Origin of the sequence: Streptomyces sp. NBC_01515 (assembly GCF_045040345.1) — a bacterium.
Taxonomy (GTDB): domain Bacteria; phylum Actinomycetota; class Actinomycetes; order Streptomycetales; family Streptomycetaceae; genus Streptomyces.
In genome coordinates this window covers 1,778,865-1,801,589 of sequence record NZ_CP109416.1, presented here as the reverse complement: position 1 = coordinate 1,801,589, position 22,725 = coordinate 1,778,865, and the positions used below count along the sequence as shown (strand labels likewise).

The window sequence follows — 22,725 nt, the reverse complement described above, 5'->3', positions numbered from 1 at the left end:
TTCCCCGCGCCCCTTTGGGGCGCTCCAGCACAGGGCGTTTGCCCTATGGCGCCGTTAGGCTCCACAAGGCTGCCACCAGGGGGCGGCGCAGGTCCGCCCTTCGTACGCAGAGCCCGATCGGGAACGGTTCCGGGGGTGGGTCCGCAGGGATCACCGCCAGCCGTTCCCGTACGGCGCTGTTCTCCAGGACGATGCGGGGTACCACGCCCGTTCCGCAGCCGAGGGCGACCAGGGTCAACAGGCCTTCGTGGCCGTCCGGTTCGCAGGCCACGTCGGGTGTCGTGCCCCGGGTGCGGAACCAGCGGTCGGCCGCCTCGCGGACCAGGCCCCGGTGCGGGAGGACGAACGGGCCGTCGAGATCCGGGTCGGGGCGGTCGCGGGCGGTGACGAGGACCAGTTCGGTCACCGCGACCGTGCGGCTCACCAGCGGCTCCGGCAGCCGTGCCGGGATGCCCGCGACCGCCACGTCCACCTCGCCCTCGTCGAGACGGGCCAGCGCCGCCGCCGCGTCGCCGGTGCGCAGATCGAGCCGTACCTGGGGATGCGCGGCCCGGAAGGGCGCCAACAGGTCGGGCAGCAGGGCCTGGCAGGCGGTCACCGTGGCGAACAGGGCGAGTCTGCCGGTGAGTTCGGCCGGGTCGGGGTGCTCCTCGCGGTAGGCGCGCCACAACTCCAGTGACTGGACGGCGTATTCGCGGAAGCGGTGTCCCTCCGCGGTCAGGGAGACCCCGCGCGGCCCGCGGTCGAGGAGCCGGTGTCCGAGGTCGGACTCCAGCCGCTGAACGGTCCGCGTCAGCGTCGCCGGACTGACATGGCAGTCGAGACTCGTCCGCCCGAAGTTCAGGGTCTGCGCCAGATGCAGGAAAAGTCGTAGCTCCCGATGGTCGTCCCGCATGCCGTGAACTGGCCCTTTCGCTTTGCGCAACAGCCCGGTGCGTAAGTTGCGCTTGCCGCAACGCTCGCCCGGAGCCTACAACTCCACCATGACCTCGACCACGTACACCTCCGCCGTCTTCGCCCTCGAAACGATGGACGTGCCCGGCGGCACGGAGACCATCCTGCGCGGTGGCCGGCACCTCTTCCCGCTGCTCCCGCGGGCCTTCGCCGGCGTCCGCCGCATCGGCGTCATCGGCTGGGGCCCGCAGGGGCGCGCCCAGGCCCGCAACCTGCGCGACTCCCTCGCCGGTACGGACATCCGGGTGAGCGTCGGCCTGCGCCCCGGCTCGGCCTCCGCGGCCGACGCGCGTGCCCACGGTTTCACCGAGGAGGACGGCACGCTCGGCGACTGGCTCGCGGTGACGGCCGAGAGCGACCTGGTGATCCTGCTGATCGCGGACGCGGCCCTCGCCGCCCACCACGAGGAGATCTTCGCCGCCCTCAAGCCCGGCGCCACCGTCGGTCTCTCGCACGGCTTCCTGCTCGGTCATCTCCGGGCCACCGGTGGGGAGTTCCCGCCCGGACACGGAGTCATCGCCGTCTGCCCCAAGGGCATGGGCGACTCCGTGCGCCGGCTCTACGAGCAGGGTGCCGAGATCAACGGCGCGGGAATCAACAGCAGTTACGCCGTCCACGCCGACCCCGACGGCAAGGCCGCCGACCACGCGCTCGGCTGGTCGGTCGCGCTCGGCTCGCCGTACACCTTCCGCACCACCCTGGAGAGCGAGTACCGCTCGGACATCGTCGGCGAACGCGCCATTCTCCTCGGCGCTGTCCACGGCATCGTCGAGAGCCTCTTCACGCGCTACCGTCTGACCGGCGACGACGCGGTGACCGCGTACGAGCGTTCCTGCGAGAACGTCACCGGCCCGATCGCCCGCACCATCTCGCAGGCCGGACTGCGTGCCGTCCGCGAGGAGTTGGACCCGGCCGGGCGGGAGGTCTTCGACCGCGCGTACTCGGCGACCTACGGCCCCGCCCGCGAGATCGTCGCCGAGATCTACGACGAGGTCGCCGACGGCACCGAGCTGCGCAGCGTCGTCCTGGCCGAACAGCGGCTCGGGGCGCGGGAGATGAGCGGGATCGGCGGTTCCCCTATGTGGGCGGCGGGGGCGGAGGTGCGGGCGCGCCGGGCCGAACGCGCCCTGCCCGTCGAGCCGTTCACGGCCGGGGTGTTCGTGGCGACGATGACCGCCCAGGTCGACGAGTTCGCCGAGCGCGGCCACCCCTGGTCGGAGATCGTCAACGAGTCCGTCATCGAGGCGGTCGACTCCCTGCTGCCGTACATGCACGCACGGGACGTGGCCTACATGGTCGACAACTGCTCCCGCACCGCCCGCCTCGGCGCCCGCCGTTGGGGCCCGCGCTTCCAGGCGGCCTACGAGCAGATCGCGTATCCGGCGTCCGAACTCCCGGCGGATGAGCCTTTGTTGGAGGCCTTCGACACCCACCCCATGCACGAGGCGCTGGCCGCGGCGGCGAAACTGCGTCCCTCCGTGGACATCTCGGTCGCCTAGCTCAGCGGTCTGGCTCAACGGCCTGGCTCAGCGCGAGGTCGGGAGGGGCAGGGCGTCCTGGTAGGCGTTCACCGGCTTGGCGACCTTCTGGGCGGTGACTCCGTCGAGCGCGGCCACGGCGGAACTCGTCCCCAGGGTTCGGCTCGCGTGCCAGGTCGCGGTGATCGTCCCCCAGGTGTTGGCGGACAGGGCCGGGATGCCGTAGACCCGCACCTTGATGGACTGGGCGTCGGCCGCGCAGGGTGTGGTGATGGCGAGACGTACGGTCCGCCAGGCCTGCACGGCCGGCGCGTCCGGCCACCGCCCGACGACGAACAGCAGCGGCCCCGGAACGACGGCCGCCCCGAGCAGCGTGAGCGGCCAGGACCGGGGCCACCCGGTCGCCGCGTCATCCGTACTGCGCGACACCGTCACCGAGCGACCAGTCGACCGACTCGTTCTCGGTCACGGTGGCGCGTCCGAGGCGTGCGGGGTCGGCGTGCAGGGCGTCGATACGGACGAAGGGCAGGTCGGCCGTACTCCCGTTCCCTCAGGGGCAGTTCATGGCAAACGCACGCGCGGGGTTCTCCCTGAAAACGCGCTCCACCAACTCCTCGCCCAGTTCCACCGCGAGCCGCGGCCCCACCCGCCGCAGCAGATACGGCATCCCCGGACCGCCGTCCACCGAGCGCGCCCCGGCGACCACCGTGTCGCCGCCGAGCAGCAGCCGGTCGCCGAACCCGGCCTCGGCCAGGGCCCGGACCGCGTCCGGCATCCGCCAGTCCGTGGCGTGGTGGGCGCGGGACGGGCCGTCGAACGCCAGGTAGGCGCCCGTGTCGGCGGCCTGGCGTTGGACCACCAGGTCGGGGGAGCGGTTGAGGTGGCCGAGGATCACCCGGTGCGGCTCGACCCCCAACTCGCCGCACAGCAGGTCGAGTACGTCGAGGGCGCCCGTGCCCAGCTCCAGGTGGACGGCGATCGGCGCGTCCGTCGCGCGGTGGGCCTCGGCCGCGGCGGTCATCGTCCAGCGGGCGTGCGCGTCGAGGCCGTGGAAGCCGCCCGCGACCTTGATGAGCCCGGCGCGGACACCGGACGGACCGACACCTTCCGTCAGCTCGGAGACGAAGATCTCGGCCAGCCCGCCGCGCAGGCTCTCCAGCAACTCCGGGCTGTAGTGCGCCGCTTGGTGCAACCCGGTCGCGCAGACCACGTGCACCCCCGTCGACCGCGACAGCAGCGGCAGATCGGCGACCCGCCGCCCCATCCCGTACGGCGTCCACTGCACGACGCTGCCCCCGCCGACGGAACGGAACGCGTTCAACTCGGCCCGCGCGGCCGAGGCGTCGCCCAGCTCCTGGCCGGGGAGTCGCGGGCTGCGGATGAAGAGATGGTCGTGCGCGTCGCACAGGCCCAACAGCCGCGGGTCCACATCCCCAAGTACCGTACGGACGAGGGCACTTACCACTGCCGCCCCCGAGGCAACCCGTCCCGCCCCGGCGCCGAAAGATGCAGCACCTGGAACACGTCCCCCTCCGCCTTCGGCGACTCGTGGTCCCAGAGCGAGAAGTGGACCAGCTCCCAGCTGTGCGGGTCGACGGCCGCCGCCGCGAGCACCGCGCCGCCCTCCCCGGCCAGCCGCCGGGTCTCACTCACCGCGCCCTCCATGACCGCGGCCAACTCCTCGCCCTCCGCTATCCGTTGGCGCCGCCGCACCGCGACGGCCGCCGGTGATCCCGCCGCGCCGCCCTCCTCGTAGGCGAGGCCGGTCCACTGCGACACCTCCGGTCGCCCGAAGTCGTTGACGAGGCCCTGGAAGGCGCCGCCCCAGAGGAAGCGGTTCATGCCCTCGACCGTGTTCCACAGATAGAACGGCGCGTACTCGTTGACCGGCGAACCGTGCACCCCGCGCTCACGCAGGAGATATGCCTTGAAGCCGAGCCCGTCCCAGTCGTCGAGCAGATGCCCGACCCGGGCGACCCGGCTCCGGATGATGCCCATGTCGTAGTCGCCGGGAAGGGTGAGTCCGTACTGCATCGCGTGCATCAAGTGCCCCCTCAGGCCGGGTAGTCGGCCGGGTCGACGTGCTCGTACCAGCAGGCGGTGGTGCCGTCCTCGGCGGCCTCGACGACCGCGAGATGCGTCATGAACGTGCGCGGTGCGGGGCCGTGCCAGTGCCACTCGCCCGGTTCGATCCACACGGTGTCGCCCGCGCGGATCGGCTCGACGGCACCGCCCTTGCGCTGCACGAGACCCTCGCCCTCCGTCACGTGCAGCACCTGGCCGTGCGGGTGGGTGTGCCACGCCGTGTGCGCGCCCGGCGTGAAGTGCACGCTGAACATCCGTATCCGGGACGGCGGTTGGGGTGCGGCGATCTCGTCGAGCCACACCGTGCCGGTGAAGTTCTCGGCCGGGCCCTGCCGCGTGTCGGGGTGCTTCCTCGTGATCTGCACGTACCTGGACTCCTATCGGGAAGACATGGGCGAGAGAAGGGAGAGCAGCCCCCGGACACCGGCGTCGAAGGCGGCCGGCGACCCGGACGCGCGAGCCAGCACATATCCGCCCTGCACGGTCGCGAGGATGGTGGCGGCGATCTCCTCGCCGTCCAGCTCCGGCCCGAACTGCCCCTGTTCCTTGCCCTCTTCGACGATCCCGGCGAGCCGCTCACGGATCGCGTCCAGCGTCGCGTCGACCGGCTCGCGCAGCTCGGCGCTGGCGATCACGTCCGGATCCATCGTCAGCCGCCCGACCGGACACCCGCGCAACACATCCCGCTCGCGCCGCAGATACGCCTCGATCCGCTCGTACGGCGTGCCGGGCCCATCGAGTACTCCCTCGGCGGTGGCCAGCAACTCCTCGGCCGTCCGCCGGATCGCGGCCAGCGCCAGCTCCGGCTTGCCCTTGAAGTGGTGGTACATGCTGCCCTGCCCGGCGCCCGCGCGCTCCAGGATCGCCTTGGGGCTGGTGCCGACGTAGCCGCGCTCCCACAGCAGCTCGCGGGTGGACTCGATCAGTCGCTCCGGGGTGCTCATGGCAGGACTGTACATACTAGTAGGTACAGAAGTCGAGAGGTTGTCGACGGACGGCGGGAGCAGCCGGAACGACCCCGCGTACTCCCCGGGAGGTACGCACACTGCCGCTGGCCGTACGACGACCCGGACCCCTCCCCGGAGCGAGTCTCGGTACATCACCGGACATCACCGGATTCACAGGAAGCCCCCTCCGGGGCTCCGGACCTCTTGGAGATGAATCGACATGCAGACTCTGGCGAACTGGAACGGCGGCGGCCCCGGCCCGTGGATCCTGTTCTTCCCGCTGATCTGGGCGGCCGTGGTGGTCGGCGTGATGACCGTCCTGCGCCGCACCGTCTGGCGCGGTCGCGGCATCGGGCGCGGCGGACCGTGGCGCGCGATGGCCGACACCCGCCCCACCGGCGACTCCCCGCTCGCCGTCCTCGGCCGCCGCTTCGCCTCCGGCGAGATCGACGAGGACGAGTACTGGCGCCGCCTGTCCGTCCTGGACGAGCAGTTCGGCCGCACCGCAGGCAAGGGCGGCGGCGCGGCATGAGCACCGCGACCACCACCCGCACGGCCGCGCGGGTCGTCGACGCCGTCAAGGTGTACGGCGTCGGCGACACCGCCGTACGCGCCCTGGACGGGGTGAGCGTCGACTTCCCCGTCGGCCGCTTCACCGCGATCATGGGCCCCTCGGGCTCCGGGAAATCCACCCTGATGCACTGCGCGGCCGGACTCGACACGCTCAGCTCGGGCGCCGCGTACATCGGCGACACGGAACTCGGCTCGCTCGACGACCGACGCCTCACCCTCCTCCGCCGCGACCGCGTCGGCTTCGTCTTCCAGGCGTTCAACCTGATCCCCACGCTGACCGTCGCGGAGAACATCACCCTGCCCCTCGATCTCTCCGGGGCCAGGGGTGACCAGGAGTGGATCGACGCGCTCGTCGATGTCGTCGGCCTGCGCGACCGCCTCCATCACCGCCCCTCGGAACTCTCCGGCGGCCAGCAGCAACGCGTCGCCGTGGCACGGGCGTTCGCGGGCCGGCCGGAGGTCGTCTTCGCCGACGAGCCGACCGGCAACCTCGACTCCCGCTCCGGTGGCGAGGTCCTCGGCCTGCTCCGCCGTGCCGTACGGCAGACGGACCGCACGGTCGTGATGGTGACCCACGACCCGGTCGCCGCCGCCCACGCCGACGAGGTCGTCTTCCTCGCGGACGGCCGCCTCGTGGACCGGATGCAGGACCCCACGGCGGAGAAGGTCCTGGACCGCCTGAAGGCCTTCGAGGACGTGAGGTCATGAACGCCTCCGTACGCCTGAGCATGTCCTCCCTGCGGGCGCACAAAAGGCGCTTCGCCGGTACGTTCCTCGCCGTGTTCCTCGGGGTCGCCTTCCTCGCCGGGACCCTCGTCATGGGCGACACCCTGCGCGCCGACTTCGACACCATGTTCGGCGACGCGACGAGCGGTACGGACGTGGTGGTCCGCAGCGCCGACGCCATCACAACACCCGGCGAGAGCCAGGGCGTTCGGCAACCGGTGAGCACGGCCCTGGTGAAGACCGTCGAGCAGGTCCCCGGCGTCGTGGCCGCCGCCCCCAGCATCCAGGGCGCGGGCCAACTCGTGGGCGCCAACGGCGAGGACATCGGCGGCAAGGGCCCGCCCACCCTCGCCGGCAACTGGATCACCGACCCGGAACTCAACCCGTACCGCCTCGCGGAAGGCCGAACTCCGGCCAGGTCGGGCGAGGTTGTCATCAACCGGGGTGCCGCCGACAAGGGCCACCTGAAGATCGGCGACACGACGACCCTGCGCACGCCCGACCCCGTCAAGGTGACGATCGTAGGCCTCGCGACCTTCGGCGGCGAGGACGGCATGGCACAGGTGACGTTCACCGGCATGACCCAGGCGGACGCCGAGAAGTACCTCACCGCGAAGCCGGGCGAGGCAGCGACCATCCAGGTACGGGCAGGCCCAGGCGTCAGCCAGCAGGCACTGGTCGACCGCCTGACTCCCGTACTCCCCAGGGGAGTTGAGGCGATCACGGGTCAGAAGTCGGCGCAGGAGAACACGGACATGGTCTCGTCCCAGTTCCTCACCATCTTCACCACGTTCCTCCTGGTGTTCTCCGGCATCGCCCTTCTGGTCGCGACCTTCTCCATCCACAACACCTTCGCGATCGTCATCGCCCAACGCACCCGCGAGAACGCCCTGTTGAGGGCACTGGGTGCCTCGCGCCGCCAGGTCACCGCGGCCACGGTCACCGAGGCGAGCGTCGTCGCGGTGACCGCGTCGGCCGCCGGCCTCGCGGGCGGCATCGGCATCGCGGCCGGACTGAAGGCACTGTTCCCGGCCATCGGATTTCCGTTCCCCGAGGGCGACTTGGTGATCAAAACGCTCTCCATGGTCCTGCCACTCGCGGTCGGCATCATCGTCTGCCTCGGCTCGGCACTCATGCCGGCGGTACGAGCGGGCCGCACCGCACCCCTCGCGGCGCTGCGCGAAACGGCCGTGGACCAGTCAGGCGCGTCCCGCGTCCGAGCGGTGACCGGAATGGCCCTCGCCGCCTTCGCGATGGGGGCCACCCTCACCGGCGTGCTGATCTCACCGTCCCTGCTGCTGGCGGGACTTGGGGCGGTACTGGCCCTGGTCGCCTTCGTGGTCCTGGGCCCGGTCGCCTCCTCCACGGCGGTCCGCGTCCTGGGCAGCCCCCTCGACCGCCTGCGCGGCGTCACCGGCGGACTCGCCCGACGCAACGCCCTGCGCAGCCCCCGCCGTACGGCCGCCACCGCGAGCGCGCTGATGATCGGGGTGGCCGTGGTGTCCCTGTTCACCGTGTTCGGCGCCTCGTTGAAAGCGACGATGGACCAGACGGTGTCCCGCTCCTTCGCCGGTGACGTGGCCGTCAGCACCCCCTCCTTCGGCGCGGGCGGCAGCGGCCTGAGCCCCCGACTCGCCGGAGCCGTCGGCAAGTTGCCCGAGGTGGACACGGCAGTGGGACTCGGCCGAGGAGTGGCCGAAGTGGACGGCAAGGGACGGGCGTTGACGGTGACGGACCCCACCGCCCTGTCCCGCACCTTCGACCTGGGCACGGTCCACGGCTCCCTGAACACCCTCGGCACCGACGGCATCGCCATCACCAAAACAGAGGCCGACCGCCAACACCTCACCACCGGCAGCAAAGCCCAACTCGCCTTCACCGACGGCAAGAAGGAGACCTTCACCGTCCGCGCGGTCTACGGCGAGTCCGAACTCGCCGGCGACTACGTCATCACCCGCGCCGCCTGGGCCCCACACCGCACCCAGGACGCCGACACACTGGTCGCCGTCTCCTTCAAGAACGGCGTGAGCACGGCCGAGGGCAAGGCGGCGGTCGAGAAGGTCGCGACCCACTACGGCAACCCACAGGTCCAGACCCGCCACGAATACGCGCAGTCCTCGGCCGGCGGCATCGACATGATGCTGACCCTCGTCTACGCACTGCTCGCCCTGGCGGTCCTGATCGCCCTGCTCGGCATCGCCAACACCCTCACCCTGGCGATCCACGAACGCACCCGCGAACTGGGCCTGTTGAGGGCAGTGGGCCAGACCCGTTCCCAACTCCGGGCGATGGTCCGCTGGGAGTCGGTCCTGGTCGCCGCCTTCGGCACGCTCGGCGGCCTCGCCCTAGGCGCCTTCCTGGGCTGGGTCCTGGTCAAGGCCTCGGACGGCGCGAGCGACAGCGCCTTCGCCTTCGCGCTCCCACCGGTCCAACTCGTGGTGGTGGCCCTGGTGGGCGTAGCCGCGGGCGCCCTCGCGGGCCTGCGCCCGGCACGCCGGGCAGCACGACTGGACGTACTTCGGGCGATCGCCACCGAGTGATCGAACACCGGTAGAGAAGCGAACGGCGTCAGACAAGCCAGCGGTGCGGGCCCACCAAGTCCCACTGTCCCCACGTCGACGGCCGAGAGGGAGCCGTAGGGGCGCGCCGGTGTTGAGAGCCCCAGCGCGCGGAGGCGCGCAGCGCCGAGCACGGTGGGGCTCTCAACACCGGCTTCCAGCGCCCCGTAGGCGACCGAACCAAAAGGAGGTGCGCGTGTGGGTGCGTTCTCAACACCGGTTCAGGTGAGGCGAGTTGTCGAGACCGGTCCAGGTGTGTCGTTGTCTGAAGCCGGCTTTGGGTGTCGTGCCGTACAAGACCGGCCTGGGCGAGGTGCCTGGAACAACCACTCCGGCCCCGCCCCAACCGCCCAAACAACGCCCCCCCCGCAACCCGTAACGAATCACCGCCCGATCAACCGGCAACGGCGGACCGGGCGGGAGCGTGTTGGGGCCGGTGGGCGTCGACCGGGTGCTCGACCTCGGTGACGAACCGGTGCGCGGGCTTCTCCGCGGCCGTACGGCGCGGCGGACGAGCCGGCGTGGCCGCGGCGGGCGAGGGTGCGGTCAGCGTGAACCACACGACCTTCCCGGACTCGCCGTCCGGTCGCACACCCCAGTTCTCGCTCACCGCGGCGACCATCGCGAGCCCACGCCCGCAAGTGGCCGTAGGAGAGACCTCGTCGATGTCCCCGACCACCGGAAGCCGGGGATCGTGGTCGCGCACCGAGACCATGAGCTGGTCCAGCAGCAGCTCGATCTCGACGATGCACGTCTTGTCGGGCTGGGCGTGCCGGTGGACGTTGGTGAGGAGCTCTGTGACACCGAGCGCGGCCCGGTCTATCAGGGGATCCAGATGCCAGTAGCGCAATTGCGCAGATACGATTCTGCGGACCTGGCCGATCCGCGACGGCAGAGCTTGGAGCTCCACCGCGCAGTGCCTGCTTGGGTGACGGATCACGGCTGCGACTCCCCGACTGAGGTCCGGAAGAACACGGAGTTCGGATCCAGCGAGGTGGTCGGAGAACGGCCGCCTGCTGTTGTGTCCGGCGGGCTGGTTCGCAGCGTTATCGCCGGTAAACCCAGAGTGACGTGAGACCAGAGTGGCTCAGGGGCCGCGGTCCCGCAACTCGCGGCCGGCAACTGCTCTTCAATGGCGCGGAACAGCCGCTGCACGGCAATGGCGCGGAACAGTCGTCGCGCGGCCTGGATGAACCACGCCACGGCACGGACCGGCCACTCCACCGCATGACCGCTCGACCGCTCGACCGCACGGCCATTGGGCCGTACGGCCACTCCGCCGCACGGAGAACACGCCGTGAGGCTCAGCCGCCCCGCCCCGCCGCCTTGCGCACGGCCTCGATGAACCGACGTGCGGCGGGAGGGCCCGGCTGTCCGGGCGCGGGGTCGTGTTCGCCGAGGGTCAACAGATACCTGTTGCCGTTGAGGTCGGCCAGCGCCCGGTCCTCAGGAGCGAACCAGGGTTTCGACGCCCGCACCGCCTGCACCGGCGCGCTGTCGATCTCGCTGCCGTAACTGGTGAGCAACTCAAGCCTGCCGTCGTTGATCCGGACCTGTCCGGCCCGGGTCAGCGAACGCAGCCGCTTCCCGATCCGCACGCCCGTGGCCGTGAACTCCGGCTCCGCCATGCTTCCCCGCCCCCTTGGTCCAGGACATCTGGTGATCCAGTGTGCGCCCCCGTTCAGGACGTTCGTCCCGCTCCGGTGCAGTCTGCCCGCCTGGGCCGTCGAGCACCAGTACGTACCACCCGGTCACGGTAAGTATCCGGAGCACTCGCGTGAGTGCGCCCCCGGGCCCCGTCGCCGACGCATCGCAAAGCCGTGGCAAACCCGTCGCCAGCGTGTCGCAAGCCTGCCGAAGCCTTGCCCCCAGGGCCGCCTTTGAGCCGCCCAAAGGCATGTTTATGCAGGTGAGAAGCGTGCGGAAGGTGCTTATGATCGAGGTGTCGGCCGCGCGAGGCGCCGTCGGCGCAATGCGTAAGGAGCCCCGCCGTGAGCACCACCCCACAGGCCCTGACCGGTGCCACCCTCGACGTCGACCGCAGCGACGCCGCCTACCGGAGCTGGCTGAAAGAAGCCGTCCGCAAGGTCCAGGCCGACGCCAACCGCTCGGCGGACACCCACCTCCTCCGCTTCCCGCTCCCGGAGAGCTGGGGCATCGACCTGTACCTGAAGGACGAGTCGACCCACCCCACAGGCAGCCTCAAACACCGCCTCGCCCGCTCCCTCTTCCTCTACGGCCTCTGCAATGGCTGGATCCGGCCCGCCCGCCCGGTGATCGAGGCGTCCAGCGGTTCGACGGCGGTCTCCGAGGCGTACTTCGCCAAACTGATCGGGGTGCCCTTCATCGCGGTCATGCCGCGCACGACCAGCGCGGAGAAGATCCGCCTGATCGAATTCCACGGCGGGCAGTGCCACTTCGTGGACGACCCGCGCAAGATGTACGAGGAGTCGGCCACCCTCGCGGTGGAGACCGGCGGCCACTACATGGACCAGTTCACCTACGCGGAGCGGGCCACGGACTGGCGCGGCAACAACAACATCGCCGAATCCATCTTCCGCCAGCTGGAGTTGGAGCGTTTTCCGGAGCCCACGTGGATCGTCGCGACGGCCGGCACCGGCGGCACCTCGGCCACCCTCGCGCGCTACGTCCACTACATGCAGCACGACACCCGGGTCTGTGTCGCCGACCCGGAGAACTCCTGTTTCTTCGAGGGCTGGAGCACCGGCGATCCGGACGTCACCCGCGACTGCGGCTCCCGCATCGAGGGCATCGGCCGCCCCCGTATGGAACCGAGCTTCGTCCCCGGCGCCATCGACCGCATGATGAAGGTCCCCGACGCGGCCAGCGTCGCCGCCGTGAGAGCCCTGGAACAAGCCATCGGCCGCAAGGCGGGCGGCTCCACCGGCACCGGCCTCTGGAGCGCCCTCAAAATCATCGCCGAGATGGTCGCGACCGGCCAACAGGGCAGCGTGGTAACCCTGTTGTGCGACCCGGGCGACCGCTACCTGGACAAGTACTACTCGGACACGTGGCTGACGGAACAGGGCTTGGACATCACCCCGTACAGCAAGGCGATCACCTCGCTTCTGGCAACGGGAGTATGGCCAACCTGAGCTGGATGAAAGCCGGTTGGGCAACTTCCAGCTTCCGTGGACCCCTAGCCGGCCAGCCGCCGATCCAGCGCCGTCACCGCATCCCTGAACGCCCTCCCCAACCCGGGCCGCGTCAACCGCAACACCCCCCGAAACACCGCAGCCCCATCCGCGGCGAACGTCCACTGAACCCGAGTCCCACCCTCGACAGGAGTCAACCGCCACTCCTCGACCAACGCGCGAATCCCCGGCGCATTGGTCACATCGACCCGATACGCGTACGTCTCCGGCGACTTGGCCACCAACACGGTCTCGTCGAACCGCGTCCCACCTCGCAGCCGAATCTCTCGCCCCGCCCCGTCCCCGGTCGGCCGTGCGGCCGTCACCGCCGAGAACCACTCACTCCAGCCGGCCACATCCTCGGCGAGCGCACTGAACACGGCGTCGGGCGGCGCGGCAACCTCCCGCGCGAAGACCAGTCGTACGGGCGCGGTCTCGACGAAGTCGATCCCCACCGGACGTAGACGGTGAGCCATGGTCAAACCTCCGCTACGCAACGGCAGTTGGGGTCAGAGAAGGGGTCACCCTAGCTGACGGGGCATCAGATGTCTGCCCCGTCACCGACTTCGCCCGCGACCACGAGCCGCAGATGCTCAGAGATGTCGGCGCGCGCCTCGGCCGGCAACCCCGCGTCCGTCACCAACGTGTCGACCTGTTCCAGCGCGGCGAACGAACTCAGCCCCACCGTCCCCCACTTGGTGTGGTCGGCGACGACCACGACCCGCCGCGCGGACTGCACGAGCCGCCGGTTGGTCTCGGCCTCCGCGAGGTTCGGCGTCGACAGGCCGGCCTCGATCGATATGCCGTGCACACCGAGGAACAGCATGTCGAAGTGGAGCGCCGCGATCGCCTGGTCGGCCACCGGGCCCACCAACGAGTCGGAGGGGGTGCGCACTCCACCGGTCAGCACGACCGTCGCCGCGCCCTGCCGCTGCCCCGAGGTCCGCTGCGCCGCGTGGAACACGTCCGCCACCCGCACCGAGTTGGTGACCACGGTGAGGTCGGGGACCTCAAGGAGATGGTGCGCGAGCGCGTACGTCGTCGTACCGCCCGAGAGCGCGATCGCCGTACCCGGCGCCACCAACTCCGCCGCGGCCCGCGCGATGTCCTCCTTGGCGGTCAGCTCCAGCCCCGACTTCGCCTCGAAGCCCGGCTCGTGCGTGCTCGCCTCGACGACCGGGACCGCTCCGCCGTGCACCTTCTCCAGGACGCCCTGGCGGGCCAGCGCGTCGAGATCGCGGCGGACGGTCATGTCCGACACGCCGAGCTTGCGGGTCAGTTCGTTGACGCGGACGCCACCGCGGCGCCGGACCTCGTCGAGGATCAGGGCGCGCCGCTGCTCCGCGAGGAGGTTCTGATTCTCACTCACGTACGCTCCGGTCCTTTCGCCGCAACCCGTCAGACTGCCCGCGCGCCCGCCCCGACCAGGAGATTCTTCCCGGCGGCGGTGCGCGGACGCCCCAATCCTCGCACGCCCCCGCAAGCACCGCGCCACCGCCTGTCCCGACGCGCACATGTCATTCGGTCATCCTCCGTCCCTCGCGTCTCACATCGATCGGGGGAGATTCGGTGACGGGGCGTGTGCGACGCGCCGGAAAGGACGATCCTGGAGTGCACACGGACACAGACGGACAGTGCGTCACGGGGGATGTGCGAACAGTGGAGCGTGTACAGGAACACGCCGTCACGAGCGAGCCGAAGAGCCTCGCCGGACGGTCCGATCAGACCGAACCCGCCCTGGAACTCCTGGTCCACGGAGTCGGCGGCACCACACCCGAGGAGATGCTCGGCGATCCGCGCACGGTACGGATCACCGGCGACGACACGGCCGCCGTCTTCCGGCGCGCCGCCGACGTGGACGCCGAGTCCCGGCCCGCCGACCAGCGCACCGGACCGATCCGCGAGGCCTACGTCTGGTGCAACCTCACCTCCGGCAACGGCACGCGCGCGTTGTGGCTGTTGCTGCTGCCGTTCATGGTCGTCAACCTCGCGCACTGGATGCGCCCCACCGCCCGCGACCGGAAACGGACGGTCCGTTTCTACGGCCTCCTCGTGCGGCTCGCGGGACTGACGCTGACCGTGCTGCTCGTCGCGGCCGCCTGCGAGGTCGCCCTCGACCTCGCCGCCTGGCAGTGCGCCGGCACGCGCGCGTGCGCCGAAGGGCACACCTGGCTGGGCTTCCTGTCGCCCGCGATGTCCCACGACAGCTGGTGGAGCCGCCCCGGCCGCCGCCTCGCGCTCGCCGCCCTTGTACCGACCGCGCTCACCGTCCTCCTCTGGTACCTCTCCCGCCGCACCTGGAGCGAGTACGAGTCCCAGCAGCCGATGAACCGCCGCCCCGAGCCCGACGACGAGACCGACCGCAGCTCCCTGAGCCGCCCCGGCTTCTGGTACGGCCGCCGCCTGGTCGCCCGGCTGCGCGCCGCCCACACGGCGGCCGGCCTCCTCACGGTCGCCGCGGCCGTCACCGTCTCGGCGGCCCGCTTCGACCGGGGACCCGACGGTTCCGACCCACTGGCCCGCCTCGGCGTACTCCTGGAGACCGCACTCGCCGGCCTCGCGTTCGTCGTGGTCTACGTAGTGTGCCGCCGGGGCCGCAGCGAGAACCGCCTCGACCAGGCCCTCGACCGCCGTCTCGTACGCCGCCTGCCGCTGGGCGCACTCCTGCTGCTCGCCCTCTGCCTCCTCTACGCCGGCTGGTCGCGCCCGGGGTGGCAGTCGTCCGGGCGGCTGCCCGGAGACACCGCCTTCGGCGGGATCGCCCTGGTCCAGGGCCTGTTGGTGATCGCCCTCGCCGTCGTCGCCCACCTCCTGCACCGCACCCGTCCCGATCCGCGCTCCGCGATGCGGGGCCTGGGCGGACCGGCCGTCGCGATGCTGGCCTGCGCCCTGGGCGGCGTGATGTCCGGCGGGGTCTCCCAGCGGGTCTCCGACTGGCTGGACGGCACCGGGACGTCCATCGCGGGCCCGCCCGTCCTGCTCACCTGGCAGGCCTCCGTGATCCCGACGCTCCTCGTAGTCGTCCTCGTCCTCTGCGCCGGAATCGGCCACCGGACCTGGCGGCTGCGCCGTAGCGAACTGGCCGCGGTGGCGCGCGACTACCCGGACGTGCGGCAGGACCGGGCGCGCACCGCCCGGATCGCGAGCACGCGCGCGATGGCCGCGCTCACCGACCGTGGCCCGCTCCTTGTCGCCGTCATCTCCACCGCGACGCTGCTCCTGGGCGCCGGAGCGCTCGTGGGCGCGTTCACCACCGACAGGACACCGGTACGGGCCGGGGAGGAGGGCCACGCCTTCGTGCACGGTGCCGCCCAGACCTCGCAGGGCCTCGGCTCCTGGCTGATCGGGCTCGGCTTCATACTGTTCGTCACCTGGGGCAGGCGCGCGTACAAGGACGCCTCCGCGCGGCGCACGATCGGCATCCTGTGGGACGTCGGCACCTTCTGGCCGCGCGCCGCCCACCCCTTCGCCCCGCCCTGCTACGCCGAGCGCGCGGTCCCCGACCTGACCTGGCGGATGGCCACCTGGACCCGCGCCACCGGCGGCCGCCTCGTCATCTCCGGCCACTCCCAGGGCAGCGTCCTCGCCGCCGCCGCGGCCTGGCAACTCAAGCCCGCCCAGCGCAAACGCGTAGCCCTCCTGACCTACGGCTCACCCCTGGAGCGCCTCTACGGCCGCTGGTTCCCGGCCCACTTCGGACCGGCCGCGCTGACCCGACTGCACCGCGAGGTCGACTGCTGGCGCAATCTGTACCGGCTCACCGACCCTATCGGCGGCCCGGTGCACGTGTCCGGCGACTGCGGCCCCGAGGTGGACCACGAACCACCCCTCAAGGACCCACTGGAGTACGGCCGTTCGGCGCGGCATCCGCTGCCCGCGCCGATCCTCGGCCACTCCGACTACCAGGCCGACCCGGCGTTCGCGGAGGAACGCGAGCGGCTGTTGGCCCGGCTGCGGCCCGAGGTGCCGCCTCAGGGCAGCTCGGGCAGGTCTTCCGCGTAGAGCAGGGTCAGGTCGTCCGTGCTCGGCTCCTCGAACTGGGCGACCCGGCTCGCGTGCCGCTCCACCATCGCCTCGAAGGTCTGCCGCGCGGTACGGCCGTTGCCGAACGCGGCGCCCTTGGGGATCGCCGTGAAGTACTTCGTCAGCCCCTCGGACGCGCCCTCCGCCAGCCGGTACTCGTGCTCCTCGGCCTGCTGCTCGACGATCCTGAGCAGCTCCTCGGCGTTGTAGTCGCTGAAGGTGATGGTCCGTGAGAAACGGGACGCCACACCGGGGTTGATGGACAGGAACCGCTCCATCTCCGCCGTGTAGCCCGCGACGATCACCACGACCGCGTCCCGGTGGTCCTCCATCAGCTTCACGAGCGTGTCGATGGCTTCTTTACCGAAGTCGCGTCCCGAGTCCTCCGGAGAGAGGGCGTACGCCTCGTCGATGAACAGGACTCCGCCGCGCGCCTTGTCGAAGGACTCCTGGGTGCGGATCGCGGTCGAGCCGATGTGCTCGCCGACCAGGTCGACGCGGGACACCTCGACGAGGTGCCCCTTCTCCAGGACTCCGAGGGAGGCGAGGATCTCGCCGTAGAGCCGGGCGACCGTCGTCTTGCCGGTGCCGGGGGAGCCGGTGAAGACCAAGTGCCGTTTGACGGAAGCCGCCTTGAGGCCGGCCTGCTGGCGGCGGCGGCCCACCTCGATCATGTCGGTGAGGGCGCGCACCTCGCGCTTGACGCTGTCCAGGCCGACCAGCGCGTCGAGTTCACCGAGGACGTCCTTGGAGGAGCGGGACTCCTTCTCCGGGTCCGTCGCGGTGATCAGCGGGTCCTGCTCGGCCGCGCGCTGGGTGGGGATCGCGCCCAGCACGCTGGTCGACTGGCTCGCCGTCTCCACGGCCGTCTCGTGCGTGGTGGGCGGCTTCAGACCGCTCTCGTCGCTGGTGCAGTCCTCGACGACGGGTCCCGTGCCGGGTCCCGCGTCCGGACCGGCGTCCGCGAACTCGTAACCGCCGCGCGCGCACCGCTCCGTACGGCACTTCTTCAGCGTCGTGCGGCAGCCGTCGATCACATGGAAGCCGTAGCCGCCGCTGCCCGTCACGCGGCAGCCCAGGAAGGTGCCCCGGCCGCCCGCGGAGACGTAGAAGCCCGCCTCGGCGGGGGAGTCGACCGTGCAGCGCTCGATGGTGGGGTCGGCGCCCTTGGTGACGATCACGCCGGTCTGAGTGGCGTCCACGGTGCAGTTGTTGAGAGTGCCGCCGCTGCCGTGGTCACGGAACCACGCGCCCGTGGCCGCGTCCCGGATCCGGCAGTCGTCGAGCTGCGCGGTGGCGCCGTCGCTCACCGACACGGCCGTGTTGCGCACTTGGGAGATGTCGCTGTCGACGACGTCCGCGCGCGAGCCGCGGTCGAGCACGAAGAGGGCGTCCGGTACGTCGTGCACGCGGCAGGAGTCGAGGACCGCGGTCGCGCCGTCGCTGACCCACACCGCCGGATAGTCGCCGGTGCTGTCGAAGATCTCGCACTGGTTGGCGTCCACGCGCGTGCCCGGGTCCCACACCGACAGTCCGTTGCGCCCGAACTGACGCACCGTCGTCCGGGTCAGCGTCAGTACCGAACGCGAGCGCAGGTCGACCGCGTTCTCAGGGATGTCGTGGATGCGGCAGTCGGCCAGCGTCAGCACCGCGTCGGTGTCGAGCGTGACGCCGTCCGCGGCCGTACGGTGCACATCGCAGTCGGTGAGGTGCGCGGTGGCCCGGCCGGTGATCTGGACGCCGCTGCCCCGCGTCTCGTAGACCTCACAACCCACCGCCTCCAGCGAGGAGTTCTCGCCCGTCGCCGACAGACCCACCCCCGACGCGTGGTGGATACGGCAGCGCTCCAGACGCGGGTGACCGCCGCCGCGGACCGCGACGCCCGCCTGCCCGGCCGAGACGACCTCGCACTCCTCGAACACCCCGCCACCGCCGTCGAGTACGGCGATCCCGATGCCGGCCGGGTTGTCGACCGTGCAGCGCCGCACGGTGGGGCGGGCACCGCCGCGGACCTCGATGCCGGACGCGGAGCGCGTGACGATCCGAAGGTCCGTCAACTCCGGTGCGCCGTCCTCGACAAGGAGCGCGGGCGCGGCCGAGTCCTGGCCCTCGACATGCAGGTCCTGGACGATCGCCGAGGCACGGACGGTCAACGGCACGCCGTCCAGAGGCGCGATGCGCACCGAGCCGGGCGAACCCTCGGGGCCGCGCAGGGTCACCGACCGCTGGACGACGAGGTTCTCCCGGTAGGTGCCGGGAGCGACGGTCAGTACGTCGCCCTCGGCCGCGGCCTCCAGGGCGGCGGCGAGCGACGCGTACTCACCTGTGCGGCGCCGCCACCTCGATGTACCGGTGTGCGTCACCTGGACCGTGCCCTGTGCCATGGCGCTGCTGTGCCCCCACCTCGTGGTACGCGGGTTGATGCCGAAGCCTTCGCCGGTCCACCGTAGCGTGCGGGCGGGCGGTGGGTTGACCAGAGCCGGAAGGCTGTCAGCTGCCGGTGCCGGTCCGGCCCCAGTCCGGGCCCGCCCGCTCCCACGCCCGGTCCCAACGGGCGTACCTGCGGCGGACCATGCGCCACAGCACGAACCGTCTGCCGCTGTCGACGAGCCCGGCGGTCAGCAGTGCCGCGCCGAGCCCGGCGAGCACGGCGTGCGTCGTCGCCGTGGCCGAGTCCAGCGGGCGGGCCACTATGTGTCCCCGCTGGTCCGTCCAGAGCCTGAAGTGGTCGCCCGCGTGCGGGGTGTTGAGGCTCGCCATGACCGCGCCGTGGTGGGCGGTGCCGTCCGGGGCGGTCCAGTCGGCGAGGACCTTGCTGCGGATGTCCCGCGCGGTGGACGAGTCGGGATCGGGGTCCAGCTCGGCCCCCTTCAGCTTCTTGACCACCGTCGCCGTCACGACGTGCCGGTCCGCGCGCTGCTCCCGCACCGACCGCTGCAGGCTGTCCTGCGCGACCGCACCGACGAGCGAACCGATCACGGGTGCGGCGACCAGGACCAGCAGCAGGACCACGAGGGCCAGCCAGGCCTCGACCAGATCGGTCGCGCGACGCAGCGGATTGCGCCGCCAGCGCCACACACCCCTGATTGCTCCCACCGTCCCGCACCCCCTTCCCGCTCCGTGATAACTCCAGGCGTGGCCGTTCACCCAAGAGCCCCGGCAAAGAGAGAGCGAAATCACCTCTCTCCCCGGGCCTCTCATGAACTTCTCACGGGATCTCAACGACCGGGCCCACGGGGAGGGTTCCCGCCTCGCGCGCTCTTCGGCGGAACCTCGTGCGCTCTGGGCGGAACTCCGTCTACGCGAGAATCCGGACCGGATCACCGACGCGGATCGTGCCGGTCGAGCGGGGCACCAGGTTCTGCCCGAAGACGAGCTTGCCGCCGATACGGCGGTGCCGGGCCAGGGCGCGCAGCGGTTCCTTGCCGCGCTCGGCGGTGCCCTGGTCGGTGGTGGTCACGACGCAGCGCCCGCACTTCTTCGCGACCCGGAAGGCGACCTCGCCGATCGTGACGCCCGACCAGTCGTCCTCGGCCCAGGCGGCGGTGCCCGCGACGACCACATTGGGCCGGAACCGGTTCATGGGCAGCGGCCCCTCGGCCGGGTGATCCCCTTGCGCGACAAGGGAGTTGAGGGCGTCGAGGGAGGCCTCGGAGGTCAGCAGCAGCGGATAGCCGTCGGCGAAACCGACCGTCTCGCCGGGAAGCGCGTAGTCCGGGTCGACGGGTCTGCGCGTCGCGGGATCGTCCATGTGCACCAGGCGTACGCGGAAGCCCAGATAGTCGCCGCACCAGATGTGCGCGGCGTCCGGCCCCGGCACCGCGTCGACCTTGGTACCGAAGATCTCCATCGCCACCGTGGTGACCGGCTCCGGAACGGGCACGGTCAGCGGGTCACGGCCGGGCGCGGACAGACGAACACCGCCGCCGGGCAGAAGCTCGGCGGCGGCCAGTGCGAGACGCGGGTGCTCGCGTTGCGTGACGACCTTTCCCCCGTCGTCGATCAGCACCCAGCGTCGGTCCCCGGCCAGCCCCCAAGGCTCCACGAGAGCCTCCCGGGGCGAGAAGCCCCGGAGCGCCTTGACCGGGTGAATATGGATCGACCGCAGCTCCGCATTCCCCATCGCTCCATCGTGCCAGGTGGCACCGACAACGCAGGGTGCGGATCAGTAACCGCGGTACTGCTGCTGGTTGTTGTACGGGTCCTGCTGGTACGGAGCCGGGGCCGGGCGGGGAGCCGCCGGACGCATCGCCTCGTAGCCGGCCGGAGCCGCCATCGGGCGCGGCTGCTGTTGCTGCTGCCCGGGGTAACCGCGCGGCGGGGCCTGCTGCGGGATGTAGGCGGCGGGCGCCTGCTGCAGCGGGGCGGGCTGCTGAGCCTGCGGATAGCCGTAGTTCTGCGAGGGACCCGGCGGCAGAGCCGGCAGCGCCGACGGCAACGCCGGCAGGTTGCTCCCCGGCATGTCGTAGGCGGCGGGGACCCGGATCGGGGCGATCTGCGGGGTACCCCGCTCGGCCACGAGGGAGTCGTAGATCGGGGTGTCCGGGAAGGAGGCGGAGTAGTAGCCGCCGCCATAAGTGGAGCGGGGGGAGGTCATGGCACATAAGTTAAGCCCACGATGTGCTGGTTGGGGAGACTGATTAGAGGGTTGTTTTCCGTGTCGGGGGTGGCACGGGATCCCCAATGCGAGCGAACTTGCCAAAAAAGGGCACCGACCCGTGTTCGGATCGGGTAAAAGCCAAGTTCCCGGCCGGTTACCAGCGGTTGGCCGACGATGTTGACGCGCCCCTCATGGGCGTTCGCCGCCCCGGGGAATAGGTTGTGCGGGTAGACACCCGATGGGCTGCCGGGGCGTGTCCTGGCACGGTGACACGTGATATGGGGGCAGACATGTCGATGCCGAAGGGATCGAATGTTCCGGTGCCGACGACGGCACTGCGCGTCGAATTGGGCTGGCGGTCCGGACCCGGCGTCCCGGACGCGGACGCCTCGGCGCTGCTGCTGGTCGACGGGAAGGTCCGTTCCGACGGCGACTTCGTGTTCTACAACCAGCCGGCGCACTCCTCCGGCGCGGTCCGCCACGAGGGCAAGGGCAACGCCGGCGGGAAGGTGACCGACAGCCTGGTCGTCGACCTCGCGCGCGTGGAGCCCGCCGTCGACCGCATCGTCCTCGCCGCCTCCGCCGACGGCGGAACGTTCGGCCGGGTCCCCGACCTGTACATCGAGGTCCGGGACGCCGTACAGAACTCCGCGGTCGCCCGCTTCGACAGCACGGGCGCGACGGTCGAGACCGCCTTCGTGCTCGGCGAGTTCTACCGCCGCCAGGGCGCCTGGAAGTTCCGGGCCGTCGGCCAGGGCTACGACAGCGGACTCGGAGGCCTGGCGACCGACTTCGGCATCACCGTGGACGAGCCGCAGCAGACGGCACCGGCCGCGACCATGCCGTCGCCGGCCGGACCGGCGGTGCACATGCCGCCGCCCTCCGGCCCGCCCGTGAACCTGCCGCCGCCGGTCCAGCCGCCCGTCACCATGCCTCCTCCTCCGGTCGCGCCTCCGGTGAGCCCGCCCCCTTCGACGGCCCCGGTGCGGCTCACCAAGGTGACGCTCACCAAGGCGGCCCCCTCGGTCTCCCTGACCAAGCAGGGCGGCACCTCGGGCGCCATGCGCGTGAACCTCAACTGGGAGGTGCGCAAGCAGTTCTCGGGCTGGGGCAGCAAGCGCGGCCGGGCGGTCGCGATGCACGCGGACCTCGACCTCGACCTGTGCGCCCTGTACGAACTCGCCGACGGCCGCAAGGGCGTCGTCCAGGCCCTCGGCAACGCGTACGGCTCCCTGCAGCGGCCCCCGTACATCCACCTCGACGGCGACGACCGCACCGGCGCGTCGGCGAGCGGCGAGAACCTCACCGTGAACCTCGACCACATCAAGGACTTCCGGCGCATCCTGGTCTTCGTGACCATCTACGAAGGCGCCCGTTCCTTCGCCGACCTGCACGCCACGGTCACCCTGCAGCCGCAGCACGGCGCCGCGATCGACTTCTCGCTCGACGAGTGCACGGTGCCCTCCACGGTGTGCGCGCTCGCCCTGATCACCAACACCGGGGGCGATCTCGTCGTCCAGCGCGAGGTCCGCTATCTCGTCCCCGACCGCGGGGTGAGCCCGCAGCGGACCGTGGACCGCGTCTACGGGTGGGGCATGAACTGGACCCCAGGTCGCAAGTGAGCCT

General features: G+C 71.3%; 21 protein-coding genes. 7 read left to right on the top strand and 14 right to left on the bottom strand.

Annotation, left to right across the window (positions count from 1 at the left end; all coding sequences use genetic code 11):
* Nucleotides 1-43 precede the first annotated feature (43 nt).
* The gene (gene ilvY, locus OG407_RS07845) at nt 44-895 is read right to left on the bottom strand and encodes an HTH-type transcriptional activator IlvY (protein ID WP_405856333.1); all 852 of its coding nucleotides are present in this window, start codon (nt 893-895) and stop codon (nt 44-46) included.
* A gap of 88 nt (nt 896-983) precedes the next feature.
* Between ilvY and OG407_RS07840 the strand changes: the two genes are divergently transcribed.
* Nucleotides 984-2,453: a ketol-acid reductoisomerase gene (locus tag OG407_RS07840; protein ID WP_405856331.1), complete on the top strand. Its 1,470-nt coding sequence runs from the start codon at nt 984-986 to the stop codon at nt 2,451-2,453.
* Nucleotides 2,454-2,480: 27 nt separating this feature from the next.
* Here the strand turns inward: OG407_RS07840 and OG407_RS07835 are convergent, their stop codons facing one another.
* From OG407_RS07835 to OG407_RS07815, 5 genes are all read right to left on the bottom strand, one after another.
* Nucleotides 2,481-2,861 (bottom strand): hypothetical protein, encoded by a 381-nt coding sequence (locus OG407_RS07835; RefSeq protein ID WP_405856329.1) that lies wholly within the window; start codon nt 2,859-2,861, stop codon nt 2,481-2,483.
* A gap of 121 nt (nt 2,862-2,982) precedes the next feature.
* Nucleotides 2,983-3,897, bottom strand: a complete 915-nt coding sequence (locus OG407_RS07830) for a phosphotriesterase (RefSeq protein WP_405856327.1) — start codon at nt 3,895-3,897, stop codon at nt 2,983-2,985.
* Nucleotides 3,891-4,475 carry a DUF4865 family protein gene (locus OG407_RS07825; RefSeq protein WP_405856325.1) on the bottom strand — a complete coding sequence of 195 codons (585 nt, stop codon included), beginning with the start codon at nt 4,473-4,475 and terminating at the stop codon, nt 3,891-3,893. The genes OG407_RS07830 and OG407_RS07825 overlap by 7 nt, the downstream gene beginning before the upstream one ends.
* Nucleotides 4,476-4,486: 11 nt before the next feature.
* Nucleotides 4,487-4,882 (bottom strand): cupin domain-containing protein, encoded by a 396-nt coding sequence (locus OG407_RS07820; protein WP_405856323.1) that lies wholly within the window; start codon nt 4,880-4,882, stop codon nt 4,487-4,489.
* A gap of 12 nt (nt 4,883-4,894) precedes the next feature.
* On the bottom strand, nt 4,895-5,461 hold the full coding sequence (locus tag OG407_RS07815; protein WP_405856321.1) for a TetR/AcrR family transcriptional regulator: 567 nt from the start codon (nt 5,459-5,461) through the stop codon (nt 4,895-4,897).
* A 223-nt stretch (nt 5,462-5,684) separates the two neighbouring features.
* On the opposite strand from OG407_RS07815, the gene OG407_RS07810 reads away from it, so the two are divergent.
* The 3 genes from OG407_RS07810 to OG407_RS07800 are packed head-to-tail and all read left to right on the top strand — an operon-like array spanning nt 5,685 to nt 9,303.
* Nucleotides 5,685-5,996, top strand: a complete 312-nt coding sequence (locus tag OG407_RS07810) for an SHOCT domain-containing protein (protein ID WP_405856319.1) — start codon at nt 5,685-5,687, stop codon at nt 5,994-5,996.
* Entirely contained in the window at nt 5,993-6,745 is a 753-nt protein-coding gene (locus OG407_RS07805) for an ABC transporter ATP-binding protein (protein ID WP_405856317.1), read from the top strand. Before OG407_RS07810 ends, OG407_RS07805 begins: the two co-directional genes overlap by 4 nt.
* Nucleotides 6,742-9,303 carry an ABC transporter permease gene (locus tag OG407_RS07800; protein ID WP_405856315.1) on the top strand — a complete coding sequence of 854 codons (2,562 nt, stop codon included), beginning with the start codon at nt 6,742-6,744 and terminating at the stop codon, nt 9,301-9,303. Before OG407_RS07805 ends, OG407_RS07800 begins: the two co-directional genes overlap by 4 nt.
* 412 nt (nt 9,304-9,715) lie before the next feature.
* On the opposite strand, the gene OG407_RS07795 is transcribed toward OG407_RS07800, so the two are convergent.
* Both OG407_RS07795 and OG407_RS07790 read right to left on the bottom strand, forming a co-directional pair.
* Nucleotides 9,716-10,261, bottom strand: a complete 546-nt coding sequence (locus tag OG407_RS07795) for an ATP-binding protein (RefSeq protein WP_405856313.1) — start codon at nt 10,259-10,261, stop codon at nt 9,716-9,718.
* Nucleotides 10,262-10,625: 364 nt separating this feature from the next.
* Nucleotides 10,626-10,949: a hypothetical protein gene (locus tag OG407_RS07790; RefSeq protein ID WP_019058105.1), complete on the bottom strand. Its 324-nt coding sequence runs from the start codon at nt 10,947-10,949 to the stop codon at nt 10,626-10,628.
* Between the two features lie 363 nt (nt 10,950-11,312).
* On the opposite strand from OG407_RS07790, the gene OG407_RS07785 reads away from it, so the two are divergent.
* Nucleotides 11,313-12,437 (top strand): PLP-dependent cysteine synthase family protein, encoded by a 1,125-nt coding sequence (locus OG407_RS07785; protein WP_405856311.1) that lies wholly within the window; start codon nt 11,313-11,315, stop codon nt 12,435-12,437.
* A gap of 44 nt (nt 12,438-12,481) precedes the next feature.
* Here the strand turns inward: OG407_RS07785 and OG407_RS07780 are convergent, their stop codons facing one another.
* Entirely contained in the window at nt 12,482-12,952 is a 471-nt protein-coding gene (locus OG407_RS07780; protein ID WP_405856309.1) for an SRPBCC family protein, read from the bottom strand.
* A gap of 65 nt (nt 12,953-13,017) precedes the next feature.
* A complete protein-coding gene (locus tag OG407_RS07775) occupies nt 13,018-13,845 on the bottom strand; it encodes a DeoR/GlpR family DNA-binding transcription regulator (protein WP_366495134.1) in 828 nt (275 codons plus the stop codon).
* Nucleotides 13,846-14,135: 290 nt separating this feature from the next.
* On the opposite strand from OG407_RS07775, the gene OG407_RS07770 reads away from it, so the two are divergent.
* Nucleotides 14,136-16,478 carry a hypothetical protein gene (locus OG407_RS07770; RefSeq protein WP_405856307.1) on the top strand — a complete coding sequence of 781 codons (2,343 nt, stop codon included), beginning with the start codon at nt 14,136-14,138 and terminating at the stop codon, nt 16,476-16,478.
* Here OG407_RS07770 and OG407_RS07765 read toward each other — a convergent pair.
* The 4 genes from OG407_RS07765 to OG407_RS07750 form a co-directional block, all read right to left on the bottom strand.
* Nucleotides 16,448-18,883, bottom strand: a complete 2,436-nt coding sequence (locus OG407_RS07765; RefSeq protein WP_405856305.1) for a right-handed parallel beta-helix repeat-containing protein — start codon at nt 18,881-18,883, stop codon at nt 16,448-16,450. The two genes, OG407_RS07770 and OG407_RS07765, sit on opposite strands and share 31 nt — an antisense overlap.
* 106 nt (nt 18,884-18,989) lie before the next feature.
* The gene (locus tag OG407_RS07760) at nt 18,990-19,595 is read right to left on the bottom strand and encodes a hypothetical protein (RefSeq protein ID WP_405856303.1); all 606 of its coding nucleotides are present in this window, start codon (nt 19,593-19,595) and stop codon (nt 18,990-18,992) included.
* 202 nt (nt 19,596-19,797) lie between these two features.
* Nucleotides 19,798-20,622, bottom strand: coding sequence for an MOSC domain-containing protein (locus OG407_RS07755; RefSeq protein ID WP_405856301.1), 825 nt, complete (start codon nt 20,620-20,622; stop codon nt 19,798-19,800).
* A 42-nt stretch (nt 20,623-20,664) separates the two neighbouring features.
* The gene (locus OG407_RS07750) at nt 20,665-21,096 is read right to left on the bottom strand and encodes a DUF6643 family protein (protein WP_405856299.1); all 432 of its coding nucleotides are present in this window, start codon (nt 21,094-21,096) and stop codon (nt 20,665-20,667) included.
* A 299-nt stretch (nt 21,097-21,395) separates the two neighbouring features.
* Between OG407_RS07750 and OG407_RS07745 the strand changes: the two genes are divergently transcribed.
* Complete coding sequence (locus tag OG407_RS07745; RefSeq protein WP_405868325.1) at nt 21,396-22,721, top strand: TerD family protein; 1,326 nt, start codon at nt 21,396-21,398, stop codon at nt 22,719-22,721.
* The last annotated feature ends 4 nt before the right edge of the window (nt 22,722-22,725 follow it).